The following is a 17,969-nucleotide window of genomic DNA, read 5'->3' on the forward strand; positions in this document are numbered from 1 at the left end:
CGATCCCTTACGGATACTCTTGACCTTCCCAACGTCAGCCGATTAACAAGGATGGCCATTGATGGACAAACTCTGGAAGCAGATCACCCAATCCGATTACACATGGGAGCGGGAAGCGCTGGAGTTTGCCAAGCAGCTGCTCCCTGACCACGATCCTTATCGTGCGTGGGCCAATTTTGAGTTCATTGCCCAAGACGGCTCCATCAACGAAGTTGATCTCATGGTGCTCACCCCCAAGGGGATGTACCTCATTGAGATCAAATCCCATCCTGGAACCATTAGTGGTGACGCTGCCAACTGGGTTTGGGAAAGACCTTTGCCTAAGGGTGGGCAGAAGATCTTCGATAATCCGCGCTTGCTTGCTCGGCGCAAAGCGCAAAAGCTGGCGTCTCTGCTTAAGCTGCAGCCTTCATTTCATCGAAGCAAGGAAACCGTGCCTTTTATTGATGCTTTGGTGTTCCTCTCTGCAGAGGACCTGGTCATCAAGCTGGAAGGTAATGCGCGCCAAGGTGTGGTCAATCGGCAAGAGCTGCTCCGCGAAATCACCCTAATCGATGAGAACTGGAGGCATCGGCAGATTACCGCTTATGCAGCCAAAGTCATCTCACGCGCTGTAGAGGAAGCGGGCATTAAAGAGTCCGTGCGCATGCGTCGTGTGGGCAGCTATGAGCTTCAGAGCCTACTCGACGAATCCGATACCTATCAGGATTGGCTCGCCTTGCACCCGGATCTTGGAGCGCAGCGCAAGGTTCGTATTTATCTGACCCAGGGTAAGCCGCAGGAAGAGGTTTCTCGGCTCGAAAAAGCGGCCAAGCTTGAGTTCCGCCTGCTTGAGGGTATTGAGCATCCAGGAATCCTGCGAGCGCACGAATTTCAGAATCACGACAGCGGCCCCGCACTGGTCTATGAGCATGATCCCAAGGCATTTCGTCTTGACCATCTTCTCATGCATCTGGGTAAGGATCGGCGCCTGGATACCGTTCAGGCCACCTACCTGCTTCGTCTAATTGCTGAGGCTGTGCAGTATGCGCATGGGCAAAAGCTTTATCACCGTGGCCTGAGCCCTCAGTGCATCTGGGTCAGGCCTCTGGGCGAAGAGAAGTACAGTGTCAAAATCAGCAACTGGGCCACTGCCGAGCGGATATTTGAGAGTGAGTCGCGCAATATCAGCGCGCTGACCCGTTTGAGTAACCTCGTGCATGAAGAGGCAGGGCCTTATGTCGCGCTGGAAGCGCACACTGGCGCTGCAGACGGCGTGCACTTAGATGTTTTCTCCCTGGGTGCGATCGCCTACCACTTATTTACAGGCAAAAAGCCCGCGCAAACCGACATCGAGTTACTGGACAAGCTCCGCAGAGGCAGCGGTCTGCAGGTTACCGATGAGATCAACGGTGCAAGCGAGGCTATGCAGTACCTGGTGCAATACGCCACGCACCCTGATGTCGGCAGCCGCTTGGAATCGGTCAGTGAGTTCATCAAACGGCTGGATGACCTTGAAGATGAGGTTAGCCAGCCGAACACGCTTCGATCTAACCCAACTGAAGCCCGTAAAGGTGACTTCCTGCCGGGAGGCTTCCAGGTTGTTCAGCCACTTGGCAAAGGTGCGTGCTCAGTCGTATTCCTGGTCGATTACCAGGGGCAGTCTCGCGTTCTAAAGATCGCTTCGACACCTGACCACAATAGCCGTCTTACGAAAGAAGGCGAGGTGCTGTCCAGGTTGCGTCACCAGGCCATTGTTCCTTACTACAAAACCCTAGATATCGTTGGCCATACCGCTCTGCTACTCGACTACGCGACCGAGGGCACCCTGGCACAGCGCCTCCGCCATGTCGGCGCTGTGCAGCTGGAGTTGCTTGAGCGCTTCGGTGACGACTTGCTCAGTGCGGTTGTGCATCTAGAGAACCAGGCGTTAGTGCATCGTGATATCAAGCCGGAGAACATCGGCTTGGTGATGCAAGGCAGCGTCCTTCACCTCATGCTTTTTGACTTCTCCCTGTCCAGTGTCGGTGCTGACAATATCAGTGCCGGCACTCTGGCCTACATGGATCCGTTCATCCGTGATCCTGGCCGCCGTCGTTGGGACGACCATGCAGAGCGTTTCTCTGTTGCGCTGACCCTTTACGAGATGGCTGCAGGGGCTTTGCCCGGGTGGACGTCCTCTGAAGGGCTGCCACATCAACTCGAAGGTGAGCTGGAGGTTGATCGAACCGTCTTCGATCCGAGCATTCGCGACCGCATGGTTGAGTTCTTCAAACGGGCCTTGGTTCGTGATGTGCGCAAGCGCTTTGCCAGTGCCGGCGAGATGCTGCGTGAGTGGCGCAAGACATTCCATGATGCGCGCAGTGAGTCTCTGCACACGACCCAGCAGCCACAGGAGCGTACGTGCCCCATCAGCGAGGCTCAGTTGGATACGCAGATCGGCCTGTTGGCTCTGAGCCCACAAGCGCTGGATACCCTCAGTCGTCGGAATATCAATAGCGTTGCTGACCTCATCAAGCTGAACCGCTCCCGCGTCCGTGTCTGGACTGGGGTGGGGGTAAAGACCCGTAATGAGCTGTCCGATGTGATTGGTCAGCTTCAGGCGCGTCTTCTGGACGGTCAACAAGTTCAGCAATTGGATACCGGTGACACCAGCGTTGTAAGTGTCGACCGTCTGTTCCAGCACGTTCTGCCGAAGTCCACTGATCAGACTCGGTTGAGCTTTCTTAACGAATACCTAGGTCGATTGGACGAGGATGCGCCAAAGGGCTCTCACAACGTTCATTGGCCTACGCCGGCAGCCATCAGCGGCCACCTCGGCATTGAGACTCTGCTGGTGCGCGAGTTGGTCGATAAGGTTCTGACCCAGTGGGGTAAGACCAAAGCGATTACGGACTTGAGAGAGGACATCGTCGGCCTGCTGGAAGATAACGGCGGTGTGATGACAGCGGTCGAAGTTGCTGACGCCATCCTACTTCGTCGCGGCTCGGTACAAGACAGCCCACTGCGTGAGCGCTGGGCCTATGCCGTTGTGCGGGCAGCCGTGGAAACGGAGTTGAGTAAGCAGGAGCCTCGTTGGCTTTTGCGTCGCTCCGGTAACCGCTTCCTGATTGCCGATAATCGCCAGGGGCGAGGGGAGGAACTGGCCGATTACGCTTGCGACCTGGGCAGCCTGGCAGATGAGTGTGCTCGCCAGCTGCCACTGCTGGCTCCCGTTCGTACGCTGGAGAAGATCCGTGCTGTGCCAGCGCCAGAATCATTTGCAGGTCTGAGCAACCACCGACTTCTGCGTTTGGCTGCAGCTGCATCCGAGAGTGCAGCGCTATCCAGCCGTGTGGAATTCTATCCGCGAGGGATGCCCTCCAAGCTTGCTTTGGAGTTGGCCCAAGGCGCGCTATTGGGCAGCAAGGCGCTTACTGTCAAAGATATTCAGACCCGAGTAGCCGGCCGCTATCCCGCAGCACAGGAGCTACCTGGCCGCCCTGAGCTTGATGAGCTGGTGCGCTCCCTGGATATCGGTTTCCAGTGGAATGGCAGCTTTGAGTTTGCCAACGGCGATAGGGGGGGGTACTGCCTGCCAAGCGCAGGGATGACCAGCTTCGCGTCAGCTGGGTCTACTCACTACAGCCAGACTCAACAAGGCGAAGACGACACCACCACAATCAAGTCGGTTAAAGAACTGGGTTTGATGCTGGAGAAGGCAGTGACTGCCTCTCACTTCCTCGCGCTAACCGTCCGGCCGCGTCAGTGGTGGCAAGCGCAGGAAAAACTCTGCCGAGACTATCCGTTTAAGCTCATCAGCTTTGATGAGCTACTCCTTCGCCATGTACAGGCTGTATGCGCCAGCATGCCCAAAGCGCCGGACTGGCAGGTGGTGCTCAAAGCAGACGCCTGTGAGCACAGTTCTCGTGATTGGCAGAACCTGCAGCGTCTGGTGCAGCGTGCGTTACCGGGCATGGCTGAGGAGATTCTGCAGGCCGGTCAACCAGTGCTTCTGACGGAGCCAGGGCTGCTGGCGCGATATGAGCTGGTGACAACATGGCTGAATGATCTGCGCCAACAGTTGATGAACGTTAGCGGTCGCAGTGGCATTGCGTTGCCTGGGTTGGTTCTGCTCATCGCCGTGGATGCGCAGCGTTCCGCGGCCATGATCGATGACGTATTGGTGCCTACAGGCGCCGGTAGCAAAGAGTTTGCCCATATTCCCAGTAGCTGGCTGGGCGATGCTCAGCTACTACCTGAGGCAGTTAAAACCACTGCCTAATAAAAATTGATAGCAGACCCAGTGCCAGCAGGTATTGGGCCACATGCACAAGGATTTACCTGTGATTAATCGTGCCGATCTTCTGAAAAACCTGCAGTCCCTGTTACCGCATATTGAGAAGGACATCCTCGCCTACAGCGAGTCCAGCGTGGAGCTCAGTGAACATTTGCAGAGCGAATATCGCGCGGCGGTTGAGGCTGAACGCACCGCCGAGCACTTCGTTTCCTGGCGTGAAGCGCAAATAACCCAGGCCGCAGTGGCCTGGGTTTTGACCTGTGTGTTTGTGCGTTTTCTTGAAGACAACGGCTTACTGAACGAGCCAGTTTTGGCTGGCCCGGTGAGTGATGCGCAGGGGCGTAATGCCTTGCAGCAGGCTAAAGAACGCATGGTGGCTTACTTCAATGAGAACCCCACCTTTGAAGAGCGCCACTACCTGCTGGATCTATTCGCGGAGCTGGAAAAATATCCGGTGATCGCAGAGCTTTTGGATCATCGCCATAACCCTCTTTGGCAGATTCCGATTTCGGCTGATGGTGCCAAACGTCTGATCGACTTCTTCCAGAAGATCGATGCAGACAGCGGTGAGATCCTCCACGACTTTACCGACCGGGAATGGGATACCCGCTTCCTTGGCGACCTCTATCAGGATCTTTCTGAATCCGTGCGCAAGCGTTATGCGCTGCTGCAAACCCCGGAATTCGTTGAGAGCTTTATTCTCGATTACACCCTGGAGCCGGCGATTCAGACTTTCGGTCTGCCGGGGCTGCGCCTAATCGATCCTACATGCGGTTCAGGGCACTTTCTGCTGACGACCTTCGAGCGGGTTTTCAATCAGTGGTTGAAGCGCGAGCCAGGAACTAATACCCGTGAGCTGGCACAGCGAGCGCTTAACGTAGTGCATGGCACCGATATCAACCCTTATGCCATAGCTATTTGTAGATTTCGTCTATTGATTGCTGCCATGAAGGCTGCAGGCAGTACCAAGATCAAGGGTGCGCCCGACTTTCATTTCAATCTGGCCTGTGGTGATTCACTGTTGCATGGCCGTCGATTTGAGTGGCAGGGGCAGGGTATCCAGGCTGGTTTGCTGGATGAGGAAAAGAAGCACGTATACGAAGTTGAAGATTCTGGAAGGCTAAATAAGATTCTCGGGCAGCGTTATCACGTAGTTGTGGGTAACCCGCCGTACATCACGGTGAAAGATAAAGCGCTGAATCAAGCGTACCGTGACAGATACCCAACCTGTCATCGTAAATATTCTCTGGGCGTTCCGTTTACTGAGCGTTTCTTCGACTTGGCAATTTCGACGGAAAGTAATCGACCTGCTGGGTTCATAGGGTTGATTACTGCCAATAGCTTCATGAAGCGTGAGTTTGGTAAGAAATTAATTGAGGATTATCTTCCGCGCAAAGATTTGACTCATGTGATAGATACTTCAGTGGCTTATATCCCTGGTCATGGAACGCCTACTGTGGTCTTGTTTGGTAGGAACCAGTTGCCAAAATCGGATTGTGTTCGTGCGGTTTTGGGCATTAGAGGGGAGACGGAGGTTCCTGAAAATCCCGCTCTAGCAAAAGTTTGGTCTTCCATAGTGGGTTTGTTGCCTTTCGGTGGTTCTGAAAACGAATATGTTAGTGTTGTGGATCAGGATAGATCTTCTTTTAGTTGCCATCCATGGAGTGTGGGCGGTGGTGGAGCATCAGATTTAAAAGAGTTGCTTGAGGATGAGAAGGAGCTTTTGAGTTCCAGGATAGATGTCATTGGATTTGGCGCAATTCTTGGCGAGGATGAAGCATTTGTTTTGCCCAAGGGGCGCGTTGGGGAAATTTTAACCTCTTCAGAGCGCCGTCCAATGGTTGATGGGGAAAAAGTCAGAAATTGGATGATTGAGCCTGCTTCTGAAGTCCTGTTTCCATATGACTCGAATATGGATTTCGATATTTCTCCTTCTCAGTATAAGTATCTTTGGCCTCTTCGTAGTTTGTTGTGGTTGCGAAATACATTTGGTGATAAAACATTTAAAGAGGCGGGTCGGCATTTTGCTGAATACCATCAAATACCTAGGGATCGAAATAAGGATCCTCTGAGTATTTGTTATGGTGAGGTTGCTACTCATAATCACTTTGCTTTTGATCGGGAGGGTAAGATTTTCAATCGTACGGCTCCTGTAATAAAGCTGCGTTCCGATGCTGCTGAGAATGATTATCTCGATATTTTTGGTTTTTTGAATAGCTCTGTTGCGTGTTTTTGGATGAAGCAGGTTTTTTATCCAAAAGGCGGAGATCACGTTGGGGGTGAAGGTGCTCGTGTCAGAAAAACTCTCTGGGATGAACGTTATCAGCTAGCTGGTACAGGAATGAAAAAATTCCCTATTGCCAAGGATCTCGGTCGCAACGTTTTGCGAATTGTCGAGAAAATAGAGCTCGTATCTCGTGAGATGTCTGAGTTGCGGCCAAGCAAGATTATTGGTTTAAAGTCTGCGGTAGGTTTGGAGAGTGCCCTTCACTCTGCGGCGCTAAGATATAAGGATTGTGAATATAAGCTTGTTGCCCTTCAGGAAGAGTTGGATTGGTGTGTATACAGTCTCTATGGGCTGACCGACTCTGGCTATTGCTATGATGGTGATCTGCCGGCGGTCCGTATGGGGCAGCGAGCATTCGAAATTAAGATGGCTAAAGACCTTAGGGTGGAAGGGGAGGGAGAGAGTAATCTGATTTGGTTTGAACGTCACGGTTATAAGCCTTGTCCTGAAATACCATCTGATTTTCCTAGGGATTATAAAGAGCTTATCAAGCTTCGGTTGGAGGCTATGGATGTTAATCCCTGGATAAAAATCCTTGAACGCCCTGAGTATAAAAGGCGTTGGATGGAAATTAACTGGGGAGAGATGCTGAAAGCTGCTCTGAAAGAGTTTGTTCTAGGTCGTCTTGAGGAAATGTGTGGTTCTGCTCAATTGCAGACTTGTGCTCAGCTGGCAGATAGATTACGTGCTGATAATGGTGCGTTTGAGATTTTGAAAGCTTGTAGTGGTGAGGGTTTTCTGGATGTGCAGGAGTTTGTAATTCAGCTGATTTCTGAAAATAATGTTCCACAAATTGCTTGTGAACGACTAAAGCATACTGCGATGCCCAAGTTTCGCGCTTGGCAAGATATATGGGCGATGCAGCATGATGAGGATGTTATTGATATCAAATATGGTGTTGGTCGGCCTCTGTCGGGAGAAGATGCTCGGGATCCTGAAAAGAAAAATAAGTACGATTTAGCCTTGACTAAAGCCAGGCTGGAGAAAGCTGAAAAAGTTGGCGAAATCCCTTTGCCTCCTCAGTATAAGTCAGCTGACTTTCGTAAGCCTTCTTACTGGAGCCTGCGCGGTAAGCTTGATGTTCCCAAAGAGCGTTTCTTCTCGCTGCCTGGTTGCGAGAAAGGCGGAGATACCACACTGGTCATCGGCTGGGCCGGTTTGAACCATTTGCAACGAGCTCAGGCCATTGCCGCTTGGTATCTGGATCGCAAAGAGGGTGAGGGCTGGGAAGCAGAGCGCCTTATGCCAATGCTGGTGGCGCTGGATGAGCTGATCCCTTGGTTGAAACAATGGCACAACGAAGTGGATGCTGAGTTCGGTGCTCGCATGGGCGACTACTACGAAGGCTTCCTCCTCGAAGAACTGCGTAATCTGGAAATCACTCGGGCCGACCTTTTGAGCTGGCAGCCGGCTGCAGTCGCTGGAAAACGTGGCGGTCGTAAAAAGAAAGTGGCCGAGCAGAACTGATTCTGGGGTTTGACGCATGACATTGATTAAAGAGCTGATCGAGATCCCAGAAAAGGTTCAACGGGGTGATTTCGTTCTTAACCTGTCCAGTGGTTTGGCTGATGCAGCTATCAGCCAAACGCTTGAGCAGTATGTGGTGACGCCGCAGCTGCAGCGTTCGTTCGACGATGCCTTGAGCTTTATCAAGAGTACCGTGGTGGGCAACCAGAACCGTCAGAAGGGCGCGTATCTGCACGGTAGCTTCGGTAGCGGTAAGTCGCACTTTATGGCGGTGCTGCACCTGCTGTTGCAGGGCAATCCCCAAGCCCGGGCGATCAACGAGCTGGCGCCGGCTGTAGCCAAGCATGATGAGTGGCTGCAGCAAACCAATATCCTGTTGGTGCCTTACCACATGATCGGCGCAGCCAGTATTGAGGCGGGAGTGTTGGGTGGCTACGCGCGACATATCAAGCACCTGCATCCCGATGCCTCGGTACCTGGCTTCTACATGAGTGACCGGTTGTTTCGTGATGCTCGGCAACTGCGCAGCAATATGGGTGATGCGAATTTCTTCGCCACATTGAACAAAGGCGCAGCAGCGGCTGAGGACGACGGCTGGGGCGATCTGTCGACTGGTTGGGATGCAGCGAGTTTCGATGCAGTGCTCAACGACCAAGCTGGCGCGGACGATAAGGCTCGTCTGGTTGGGGATCTGATCGGCACCTTCTACAGCTCCATGGCGGATATGGCCAACAGCGAGTACGGCGGCTACGTCGATTTCGATGAAGGCCTACGCATCATGACGGAGCATGCCAAAGCGCTCGGTTACGACGCGATCATCTTGTTCCTCGATGAGCTGATCCTCTGGCTGGCCAGCCATCTTTCTGACCAGCGCTTTATCGCCAACAACATTCAGAAAGTGGTGAAGCTGGTTGAAGCCAGTGAGCAACGTGCACTGCCCATGGCCAGCTTTATTGCTCGCCAGCGTGATCTGCGTGAATTTGTGGGTGATCAGTACAACGGCGCGGAGCAGCAAGCACTGAGCGACTCGCTTAAGTACTGGGATGGTCGTTTCCACACCATCACTCTGGAAGACCGCAACCTGCCAGTGATCGCTGAGCGCCGCTTGCTCAAGCCGATCAATGCAGCTGCCAAGGCGGAAATCGACAATGCCTTTGCGGCCATGGATGCGGGTTTGCGCAGCGAGGTGCAGGAAATCCTGCTGACCAACCAGGGTGACCGCGAGATGTTCCGCTCGTTGTACCCCTTCAGTCCTGCTCTGGTGCAGGCGCTGGTGGCGCTGTCTTCAGCGCTGCAGCGCGAGCGTACTGCGCTCAAGGTCATGCTGATGCTGTTGGTCGATCAGCGCGAAACCCTGGAGCTCGGCGGCTGCATTCCGGTCGGTGACCTTTACGACGTAATTGCCTCCGAGGCCGAGCCGTTCTCAGAAGTGATGCGTATGCATTTCGACAATGCTCGCCATCTGTTCGAGCGCAAGCTGGTGCCGCTACTCGAGGAAGAACACAACCTCAAGCTGGATCAGCTGCTGGAGCTGCCTGCGAACGATCCAGGCCGTCGCGCCTTTATCAACGACATGCGCTTGATTAAGACCTTGTTGCTGTCGGCGCTGGTTCCGGAGGTGGAGTGCTTCAAGCAGCTCACGGCCAATAAGCTCGCTGCGTTGAACCACGGCACCATCAAATCACCGATCCCAGGGCGTGAAGCGCAGACGGTTTTGCAGAAGTGCCGCAAATGGGCGGGGCGAGTCGGTGAGATCAAGATCAGTGATGACTCCAACCCGGTTATCGCGATTCAGCTTTCCGGCGTCGATACCGAGAGCATTCTTGAGCAGGCGAAAATCCATGACAACGATGGCGCACGTCGCAAGCTGACCAAGGATTTGCTGTTCGAGGCATTCGGCGTTCAGGATGACAATCAGCTGTTTATTGAGCATCCATTTGCCTGGCGCGGCACTCGTCGTACCGTAGAGGTGATGTTTCAGAACATTCGCGAGATTTCCGACTTCACCACCTTTGAGGCGCGTGGTGATGATTGGAAGGTGCTGGTCGACTTTCCCTTTGACCAGGGCAACCATTCTCCCGCGAGCGATAGGGCACGCATCCAGGAGTACGAAGCCACTGGTAATGCGACACAGACGCTGTGCTGGTTGCCGTATTTCTTTAGCCAGTCGGCGCAGCGTGATTTGGGAACCTTGGTGACCCTTGAGCACGTACTGAAAAGCGAAGATCGCTTCGTCTCCTTTAGTAAGCATCTGAGCCCACTTGAGCGGGCCCAAGCGCGGACGCTTCTCGATAACCAGCGTAGCCAGCTACGCCAGCGCATTCGTGATTACCTCATGGGTGCATTCGGTGCGGCACAACCGATCCCGGGCTCGCTGGATGATTCGGTACAACTGGAAAGCCAGGTTTATTCGCTGGAGCCCGGATTTACTCCGCAGCTGCCGGTGGGCAGTAATCTGCGTGCGGCCTTCGAGCACCTACTTAACCAGGCGCTGAGCTTCCAGTATCCGGATCACCCTGAGTTTGACGGTGAGGTCAGGCTGGCAGACTTGGGCAAGGTGATGGAGCAGCTGCGTCGGGCTGTGCATGCCAGTAATGGTCGCATCGATATCGACACGCCGTTGCGCTCGATCATGCGTTCGATTGCACAGCCACTGAAGCTTGGCGAGATGCATGAGCGGCATTTCATCTTCAAGGATGATTGGCCGAAGCACATGACTCGAGAGCTGGCCAAGGATGAATACGCCGGGGATCCAGTGACGGTGAGGCGCCTACGTTCGGCCATTGATCAGCCGACACCCAAAGGGCTGCCGGACATTGTGCAGAACCTGCTGATCATGGTGTTTGCCGAGCATGGCCAGTACGCTTTTTCGTTGCATGGTCAGGACTATGAGCCGACGCTCAAGGACATGCCGGATAACCTGTTACTGACCAAGCAGGATTTGGCCGAGCCGAACATCTGGAAGCTGGGCGTAGATAACGCCTCCGCCATCTTCGGCCTGACGCCTAACAAGCTGCGCACCGCCAACCATCAGAATGCACTGGAAAAAGATGTGCAGGATGAGGTTAAGCGCCAGCTTGGGCATTGTGAGGAACTGGTTACTGAGCTCAGAGGTGCATTGAACCGGGTTAATCAGGGGACACAATGCAATCGTCTGCGTAATGCTGAGTATGCCGTGAGTCTATTGCAGACCTTGCAGGGTAAGCAGGGGGCAGACCTGATCGCTGCGCTGGCGGATATTCAGCCGCCCACCAACGCGATGGCTCTCGCCAAAAGTATCGTCAGCGCTGCCAGCGTGACCCAGGCGATCCAGGACAATAACTGGCAACTGCTGGAAACCGTGTGGAAGTCAGGGGCAGCTGAGGCGCTGCAGATTAAGCAGCGTGTCAGTGCTGCGCTGACCGCAGATGAGCTGGTGACGGCGCTGGCCCAAGCGCTTCGACAGGCTCAGGCAGATGCTACATCGCAGTTGACGCGAAACGTCGTTCCTCCGGCCGTTCAGAACGTTCCGCCTGCCGATTCCAGTATCAAAGGTGCCGGTGGCAGAAAGGTGCTGGAGCAGGTTCAGCAGAGCGGTTTGACCAGCAAGCAGGCGCGCACTTTGTTCGCCGAGATTGAGAGTAAATTGCAGGACGGCTATGTGCTGGATGTGAGCTACAGCATTGTGCGCATGGATGGGGCAGAGGATTGAGGTGATGTCGATCATGCAGGCGAGCGCGACATTGCCGATGCCGGTGGTGACCCAACTGCAGGCAGTTTTTCAGCGTGACGCTGAGGCTGACTGCGTGGCATTAGTGTGGCCAAACCCTTTAGCGACTTTAGCTGTAGAGCAAGTTGTTGAAGGGCGAAAAGTCAGGGCCGTCTACTGCGTCTCTGAGTTGGCGATGCGAGAGGCCTTGGTCAAGCATCACCAGGATCGAAAGGAAACCTCCGAGCGTCTTGTGCTGCTGTCCGGCTTTGCCGAGACGGATCTAGCTATGGACGTGTTGGCCAGAATTTGGCGCAACGAGCCGCAACGGATAAGCCCTTGGAAGACCCTGCAGCAGCTGATTCGTGTCCGGGACATTGATCCTCGCCTAACACGCAAGCAGAGCCGTTGGGTAGCTGAGGCGATGCTCAATGGTGTTGAACGCTATCAGGGGAAAATCAGCTTCGGAGAGATTCTGGATGAGGAGACAGCCTGGCGCTCTATCGCCATGGCTCATCTGAACTACCAAGAAGCCACGTTGGATCTGCAGTCGGTGTTGAGCTGGAGCACTAAGGGTGATGTCAGTGCACTGATTACGGCTCTGCCAGGCGATATTCGAGACAACCTTGGGGATTGGTTGGCCCGCGGCCTGCCCGACACTCATGAGGTGGTATCGACGTTGCTTCTGAATGATCAGGGGAGTGATCTACTCGCCGTCGCCTTGGCCTGCTCCGTGCTGTTTTCCTCCGACATTGAACGTCTGCAAGCGCTTGATTTAACCCAGCTGCATATCAGTCGTGGGATTTTCCGTGAGCGCTTTTTGGGTGGGAAGAAGATCGAATTCCGAGTCCTGCAGCCGCTGGGCGAGGTCGCAGTTACTCTGGTAAGGCAGTGGATAGGTGCTCTCGGTTTCCCTAGCTATGCACGTTTCTTGTCCAAAGCAGAGCAGATTCTTGCGAGCTTAGATATGCAGGCTGCCGCCGAGCATTCCTCGCTGTTGCCTTGCGGTTTACATGCTCGCTTTAGCGCTTTTGCTTCTGCCTTGGATCAAGCTCTGGATGGTGGGGACTCCATGGCTGCGGATTTCGCTCTGCAGCAGATAGAGGGGCATCGTCTGGCTGGCTTGGATCGCTATAGCGAGACTGTTGCTCGGGCCAATATGGCCATGCGCCTTCTACGTTGGCTCAAGAAGGCGCCGAACGCGGACGGAACTGCAGTTAGCCTGATCGGCGATTACATCGAGCAGGGTGGTTTTTGTGATTGGGCACGAACCGAAATTTGGGCGGGAGATGCTGAGGAGTCCCTGAGTACGGTGTACCAGAAGCTCTCGCAGCATGTTGGGCGTTACAGGGAACGGCAAAACCAGGCTTTCGGGCAGCAACTGGCAAGCATCGCTCGCGGTGATCATCTGCCTGCTCGATTCATTCCTGTCGAGCGCGCCCTGGATGATCTGGTTGCACCATTGGCCGAGCAGGGACAAGTGCTTTTGCTTGTGCTGGATGGAATGAGCGAAGCCGTCTACAGGCAGTTAAGTGCAGACCTCACCCGTAATCATTGGTTGGAGCTACAGCCCGTTGGTGCACAGGGCGATGCATGTCTGGTTGCAGCCTTGCCCACTGTGACTCAGGTCAGCCGTTGCTCGCTGCTATCGGGGGCTCTGTGTGAGGGCAATGCTAACGACGAGAAGAAGGCTTTCAGTAGCCACCCTCAGCTAAAAAAGCTGGCCTCCACCAAGTTTCCACCGCAAGTGTTCCATAAGCAGGATTTGTCCCAGTCTGGATCTGGCAGTTTGCATAGCAGCGTTCGGGGGATAATTGCGGGTACGGAACACCGAGTTCTGGCGGTGGTGATCAATGCGATCGATGATCAGCTGTCCAGTAGCTCGCAAGTTAAGGTCGATTGGTCCTTTGAAACCGTGGCCTTGCTGCGGCATGTCATGGAGGCCGCTCGCGAGGCGGGTCGCGTGGTGATCATTACCAGTGATCACGGCCACGTACTGGATCATGATTCGGTTTACCAGCAGTCCGCCGACGAAAACGGCGAGCGCTATCACCCGGTGGCCCCTGGCATTGTTCCCTCTGAGCTGGAAGTCCAGTTGTCGGGTGAGCGTGTCGTGACGGCGAATAAGCAGGTGATCCTGCCTTGGTCAGAACGCCTGCGTTACACCCGAAGTAAGAGCCATGGTTACCACGGTGGTGGTTCGCTCCAGGAGGTTGTGATACCGCTTGGGGTCTATATCAATGCCGCCACGCGGCAAAGGGTAGAGGGTTGGCGTGAGGTGCCTCGACGACTGCCAGCTTGGTGGTATTCGACGAAGGCCATTCAGTCAGACACGCCGAGCGCGGTTGATGAGCCCACCGTATCTGTCGAAGCACCCACCAAGAAATCAGCTGGCAAGAAGCAGGCTGTGGCTGAGGTTGTCGAGGACATGTTCGGCTTTGCATCGCCAGCGAAAGCCTTGAGCAAAAGCGTTCCGGTGGTCGCTACAAGCGATTGGGTTGCTGAGTTGCTCAGTTCGCCGGTCTATGGCCAAGTTCGCGATAGAGCAGGCCGCACAGCGATCAGCGATGAACAAATGCAGGCGCTGCTGAGGCTGATGGAAAAGCACCGCTGGCAGGTTATGGAGGCGGTGCTTTGTTCCGAGTTGCTGATCCCGAAACTGCGGATTCGTGGGTTCCTCGCGGGTGCACAGAAACTGCTCAATGTGGATGGCTATCCGATCCTTTCAGTCGAGCGTGATTCCCAGACAGTGCGTTTGAACGTTGCAGATCTGAAGAAGCAGTTTGAAATTCAATAACTACAGGGTGTAGGCATGTCGATTAGCCAACAACGTCGTCAGGATATTCTGGACGCTCTGCGGCGTGGAACTGTGCCGCAGTATGGTTTAGATGCCTTAGCTGTTGGCTTGTTGCCCTTCGAGCGCGCCTTTGATGAAGAGCTGGAAAAGGTCAGTCGAGGCGGGGCGGTATTCAAGGCTATTCGTGGCGAGTACGGCAGCGGTAAAACCTTTGCGTCACGTTGGCTCCGTGAAAAAGCACACCGACTCGGCTTTGCCTGCGCCGAGGTACAAATTTCCGAGACTGAGACGCCGCTGCACCGCCTGGAGACGGTCTATCGACGTCTGATGGAGCGTTTGACGACGCCAGATATGCCCTCGGGCGCATTTCAGAATATCGTCGAAGCCTGGTTCTACACCCTTGAAGAGGATGTGCTGGCCCAGCATGACATCGATCCGAATGACTCCGAAGCGTTGATCGATGCCACTGATTTACTGATGGAAAAGCGCTTGGGCGAAGTCGTGCGCTCTGCACCTGCATTTGCCCTAACTCTACGTGCCTACCGGAGAGCTCTCCTAGAAGGCCAGGAAGAGATCGCCAACGGGCTTTTGGCCTGGATGGCAGGTCAGCCGAACATTTCTGCTGCGGTTAAGCGCTATGCAATGATCAAGGGCGACATCGATCATTTCGGCGCGTTGAGCTTCCTGCAAGGTGTTCTAACCATACTCAAGGATTCAGGGCATCCTGGTCTGCTACTGGTGCTCGACGAGGTTGAAACACTCCAGCGTATGCGCGGAGATGTTCGCGACAAGAGCCTGAACGCACTGCGTCAGTTGATGGATGAGGTCGACTCTGGGCGATTCCCTGGCCTTTATCTGGTTATCACAGGTACTCCAGCCTTCTACGATGGCCCTATGGGTGTCCAGCGGCTGTCTCCTCTAGCTCAGCGTCTGGCAGTCGACTTCACCACTGATGCTCGGTTCGATAATCCTCGCGCCGTGCAAATTCGTCTCCGTGGGTTCAGTCAGGAGTCTCTGGAGGAGGTTGGTCGCAAGGTGCGCAACCTGTATGCCGATAACAGCGTTACGGCTGACCGCATTCTGCGGCTGGCAGACGATGATTACATCGCTGAGCTGGCAAAGGCGGTGACCGGTAAGCTGGGCGGCAAGGTCGGAATTGCACCGCGGATTTTCCTGAAAAAGCTGGTGGGTGAGGTCCTGGATCGTATTGACCAGTTCGAAGACTTCAATCCGCGACAGCACTACGCATTGACCATTTCAGATACCGAGCTGACATCGGTCGAGCGCGCTACCAGTGCGGCAAGCTCGGTAGATGATATCGAGCTCGATCTTTGAGCTGCCTGATTGGAGCTTTGTTGCATGAGTGAGTTCGACAAGCTCCACCCTGCCTTGCAGCACCACATCGTCAACTCTCTGGGTTGGAACGGTTTGCGGCCTTTGCAAGAGGCCACCATTCAGCCCGTTCTGGATGGCGAGCACGCGATTCTGTTGGCGCCAACGGCTGGCGGAAAAACCGAAGCGGCAAGCTTTCCGGTGTTTTCACGCATGCTCAGTGAGAGCTGGGAAGGCCTTTCTGTTCTCTACATCTGCCCGATCAAGGCGCTGCTCAATAACCTTGAGCAGCGATTGAGTTACTACGGACATCTCCTGGGGCGCAGCGTCGCCCTATGGCATGGCGATATCAGTGCCGCGCGTAAGGCCAAGATTGTGGCCTCGCCACCAGACATTCTGCTGACAACACCTGAGTCGTTGGAGGTCATGCTTGTCTCCAACAAGGTTGATCATCAGCAGTTTTTTGCCAACGTGCGGACAGTGATTATTGATGAGGTTCATGCCTTTGCCGGTGATGACCGTGGCTGGCACTTGCTGTCTGTCCTGGAGCGAATCAGCGTTCTAGCAGGCCGAGAGATCCAGCGCTTAGGACTCTCAGCAACCGTAGGTAATCCTGACACGCTCTGCGATTGGCTTGCCGGTAGCTGTAATGCCCGAAGAAGCGTGATCAACCCTCCTGCAGAGAACAATGTGATTCCTGACGTCCAAGTCGATTGGGTCGGATCGCTGAAAAACGCAGCAGTTGTGATTTCACGATTGCACAAAGGCGAGAAGCGCCTCGTCTTCGTGGATAGCCGATCCAAGGTTGAGGAGCTCGCTGTTGAGTTACGGTGCCTTGGTGTTGCCACCTACATCTCCCACAGTTCCTTAAGCCTGGAGGAGCGGAGAGCTGCTGAAGAAGCGTTCTCCCAGGGTAATGACTGCGTCATCGTTTCTACTTCGACGTTGGAGTTGGGTATCGATGTGGGCGACCTCGATCGGGTGATCCAGATCGATGCCCCGTACACGGTTGCTTCGTTCCTGCAGCGTATTGGCCGCACTGGCAGACGCTCGGGCAGCTCTCGAAACTGTCTGTTTCTGGCTACCAAGGAAGATGCGTTTCTTCGCGCTTTGGCATTGTTGCAGCTATGGCGGAAGGGGTATGTCGAACCTATCGAGCCGCCCGCGAGGCCAATGCACATCTATGCCCAGCAAACGATGGCATTGGCGCTTCAGCAAAAAGGCATCATCGCTGCCGACGTCGACCGGTGGGTTGGGCGCATGCCGGGTTTTGCTGGAGTCACGTTGGATGACCGGGCTGGTGTTATCAGCTACATGCTTGGGGCCGGCATATTGCACTCTGATGAGGGACTCATCGGGATTGGCAAGGCCGGAGAGAGGACGTTTGGCGAGAAGAATTTCATGGAGCTCTTTTCGGTCTTCACGACGCCCCCCATGGTCAAGGTTTTTTGGGGTAAGCAGGAGCTAGGTGAGGTTCACCAACTGACCTTCGCTGTCCGTGATAACGGCCCGGCGCTGCTTACTCTTGGTGGACGCAGTTGGCAAACGACCTATATCGACTGGCCGCGGAAAAAGGCCTTTGTTGAGCCATCCGAGGTGCGTGGTAAGTCGCAATGGGTCAGTGATGCGCAACCTTTGAGATATGAGCTGTGTCGTGCGATTGTTGATGTGTTGATTTCAGATCTCGTTCCAGAAGGTCTTTCATCCAGGGCTCAAGGGCTGCTTGCCGATCTCCGTGATCAGTACGGATGGATGGAGTCGGGTAGAAGCACTCTGATCTTTGATGCCGATGGCAATGCAGTTTGGTGGAACTTCGCAGGCAAGCTGCTGAATTCGGCCATGAAGGATCTGCTGGCTGATGAGGCAGATAAGCTCATCGCCGACAACGAGTGCTTGAGCTTTCGCCACGTCTACTCAGCCGAGGCGCTGGTGAGTGCTATTCGAGAGATTCTTGTGGGTGACGCTCATGATTTGGCGGTTCTGCTGGATGAAGCCTTTGTGCAAGAGCTGAAATTTTCTGAGTGCTTGAGCCAGAAGGAAATTGATCGTGAGCTGGGAGAACGCTACTCAGTGGATAGTGATTTCAACCAGTTCAGCCGAATCTCGCTCGCCGTTCTGTGGGTGAAGGAAGAAGCCTGAT

The 17,969-nt window shown here is 54.5% G+C and carries 6 protein-coding genes; all 6 read left to right on the top strand.

Annotated elements, in window-relative coordinates; genetic code table 11:
- Positions 1–61 precede the first annotated feature (61 nt).
- Genes pglW through NAV27_RS09665 form a run of 6 tightly spaced genes read left to right on the top strand, consistent with a single transcriptional unit; the run spans position 62 to position 17,968 of the window.
- Positions 62–4,243, top strand: coding sequence for a BREX system serine/threonine kinase PglW (gene pglW / locus NAV27_RS09640; protein WP_102829215.1), 4,182 nt, complete (start codon positions 62–64; stop codon positions 4,241–4,243).
- Positions 4,244–4,286: 43 nt separating this feature from the next.
- A complete protein-coding gene (pglX, locus tag NAV27_RS09645; RefSeq protein WP_102829214.1) occupies positions 4,287–8,012 on the top strand; it encodes a BREX-2 system adenine-specific DNA-methyltransferase PglX in 3,726 nt (1,241 codons plus the stop codon).
- Between the two features lie 16 nt (positions 8,013–8,028).
- Complete coding sequence (locus NAV27_RS09650; RefSeq protein WP_102829213.1) at positions 8,029–11,703, top strand: DUF6079 family protein; 3,675 nt, start codon at positions 8,029–8,031, stop codon at positions 11,701–11,703.
- A 4-nt stretch (positions 11,704–11,707) separates the two neighbouring features.
- Positions 11,708–14,497 carry a BREX-2 system phosphatase PglZ gene (gene pglZ / locus NAV27_RS09655; RefSeq protein ID WP_102829349.1) on the top strand — a complete coding sequence of 930 codons (2,790 nt, stop codon included), beginning with the start codon at positions 11,708–11,710 and terminating at the stop codon, positions 14,495–14,497.
- A gap of 15 nt (positions 14,498–14,512) precedes the next feature.
- Entirely contained in the window at positions 14,513–15,832 is a 1,320-nt protein-coding gene (brxD, locus tag NAV27_RS09660; RefSeq protein WP_040259326.1) for a BREX system ATP-binding protein BrxD, read from the top strand.
- Between the two features lie 24 nt (positions 15,833–15,856).
- Positions 15,857–17,968 carry a DEAD/DEAH box helicase gene (locus NAV27_RS09665; protein WP_102829212.1) on the top strand — a complete coding sequence of 704 codons (2,112 nt, stop codon included), beginning with the start codon at positions 15,857–15,859 and terminating at the stop codon, positions 17,966–17,968.
- Position 17,969 lies beyond the last annotated feature (1 nt).

The sequence above is a fragment of the Stutzerimonas degradans genome, assembly GCF_024448505.1.
GTDB lineage: Bacteria > Pseudomonadota > Gammaproteobacteria > Pseudomonadales > Pseudomonadaceae > Stutzerimonas > Stutzerimonas degradans.

Coding starts and splice junctions, on each gene's coding strand:
- NAV27_RS09650 (WP_102829213.1), top strand. CDS start 8,029: ATGACATTGATTAAAGAGCTGATCGAGATCCCAGAAAAGGTTCAACGG.
- pglW (WP_102829215.1), top strand. CDS start 62: ATGGACAAACTCTGGAAGCAGATCACCCAATCCGATTACACATGGGAG.
- pglZ (WP_102829349.1), top strand. CDS start 11,708: ATGTCGATCATGCAGGCGAGCGCGACATTGCCGATGCCGGTGGTGACC.
- pglX (WP_102829214.1), top strand. CDS start 4,287: ATGCACAAGGATTTACCTGTGATTAATCGTGCCGATCTTCTGAAAAAC.
- NAV27_RS09665 (WP_102829212.1), top strand. CDS start 15,857: ATGAGTGAGTTCGACAAGCTCCACCCTGCCTTGCAGCACCACATCGTC.
- brxD (WP_040259326.1), top strand. CDS start 14,513: ATGTCGATTAGCCAACAACGTCGTCAGGATATTCTGGACGCTCTGCGG.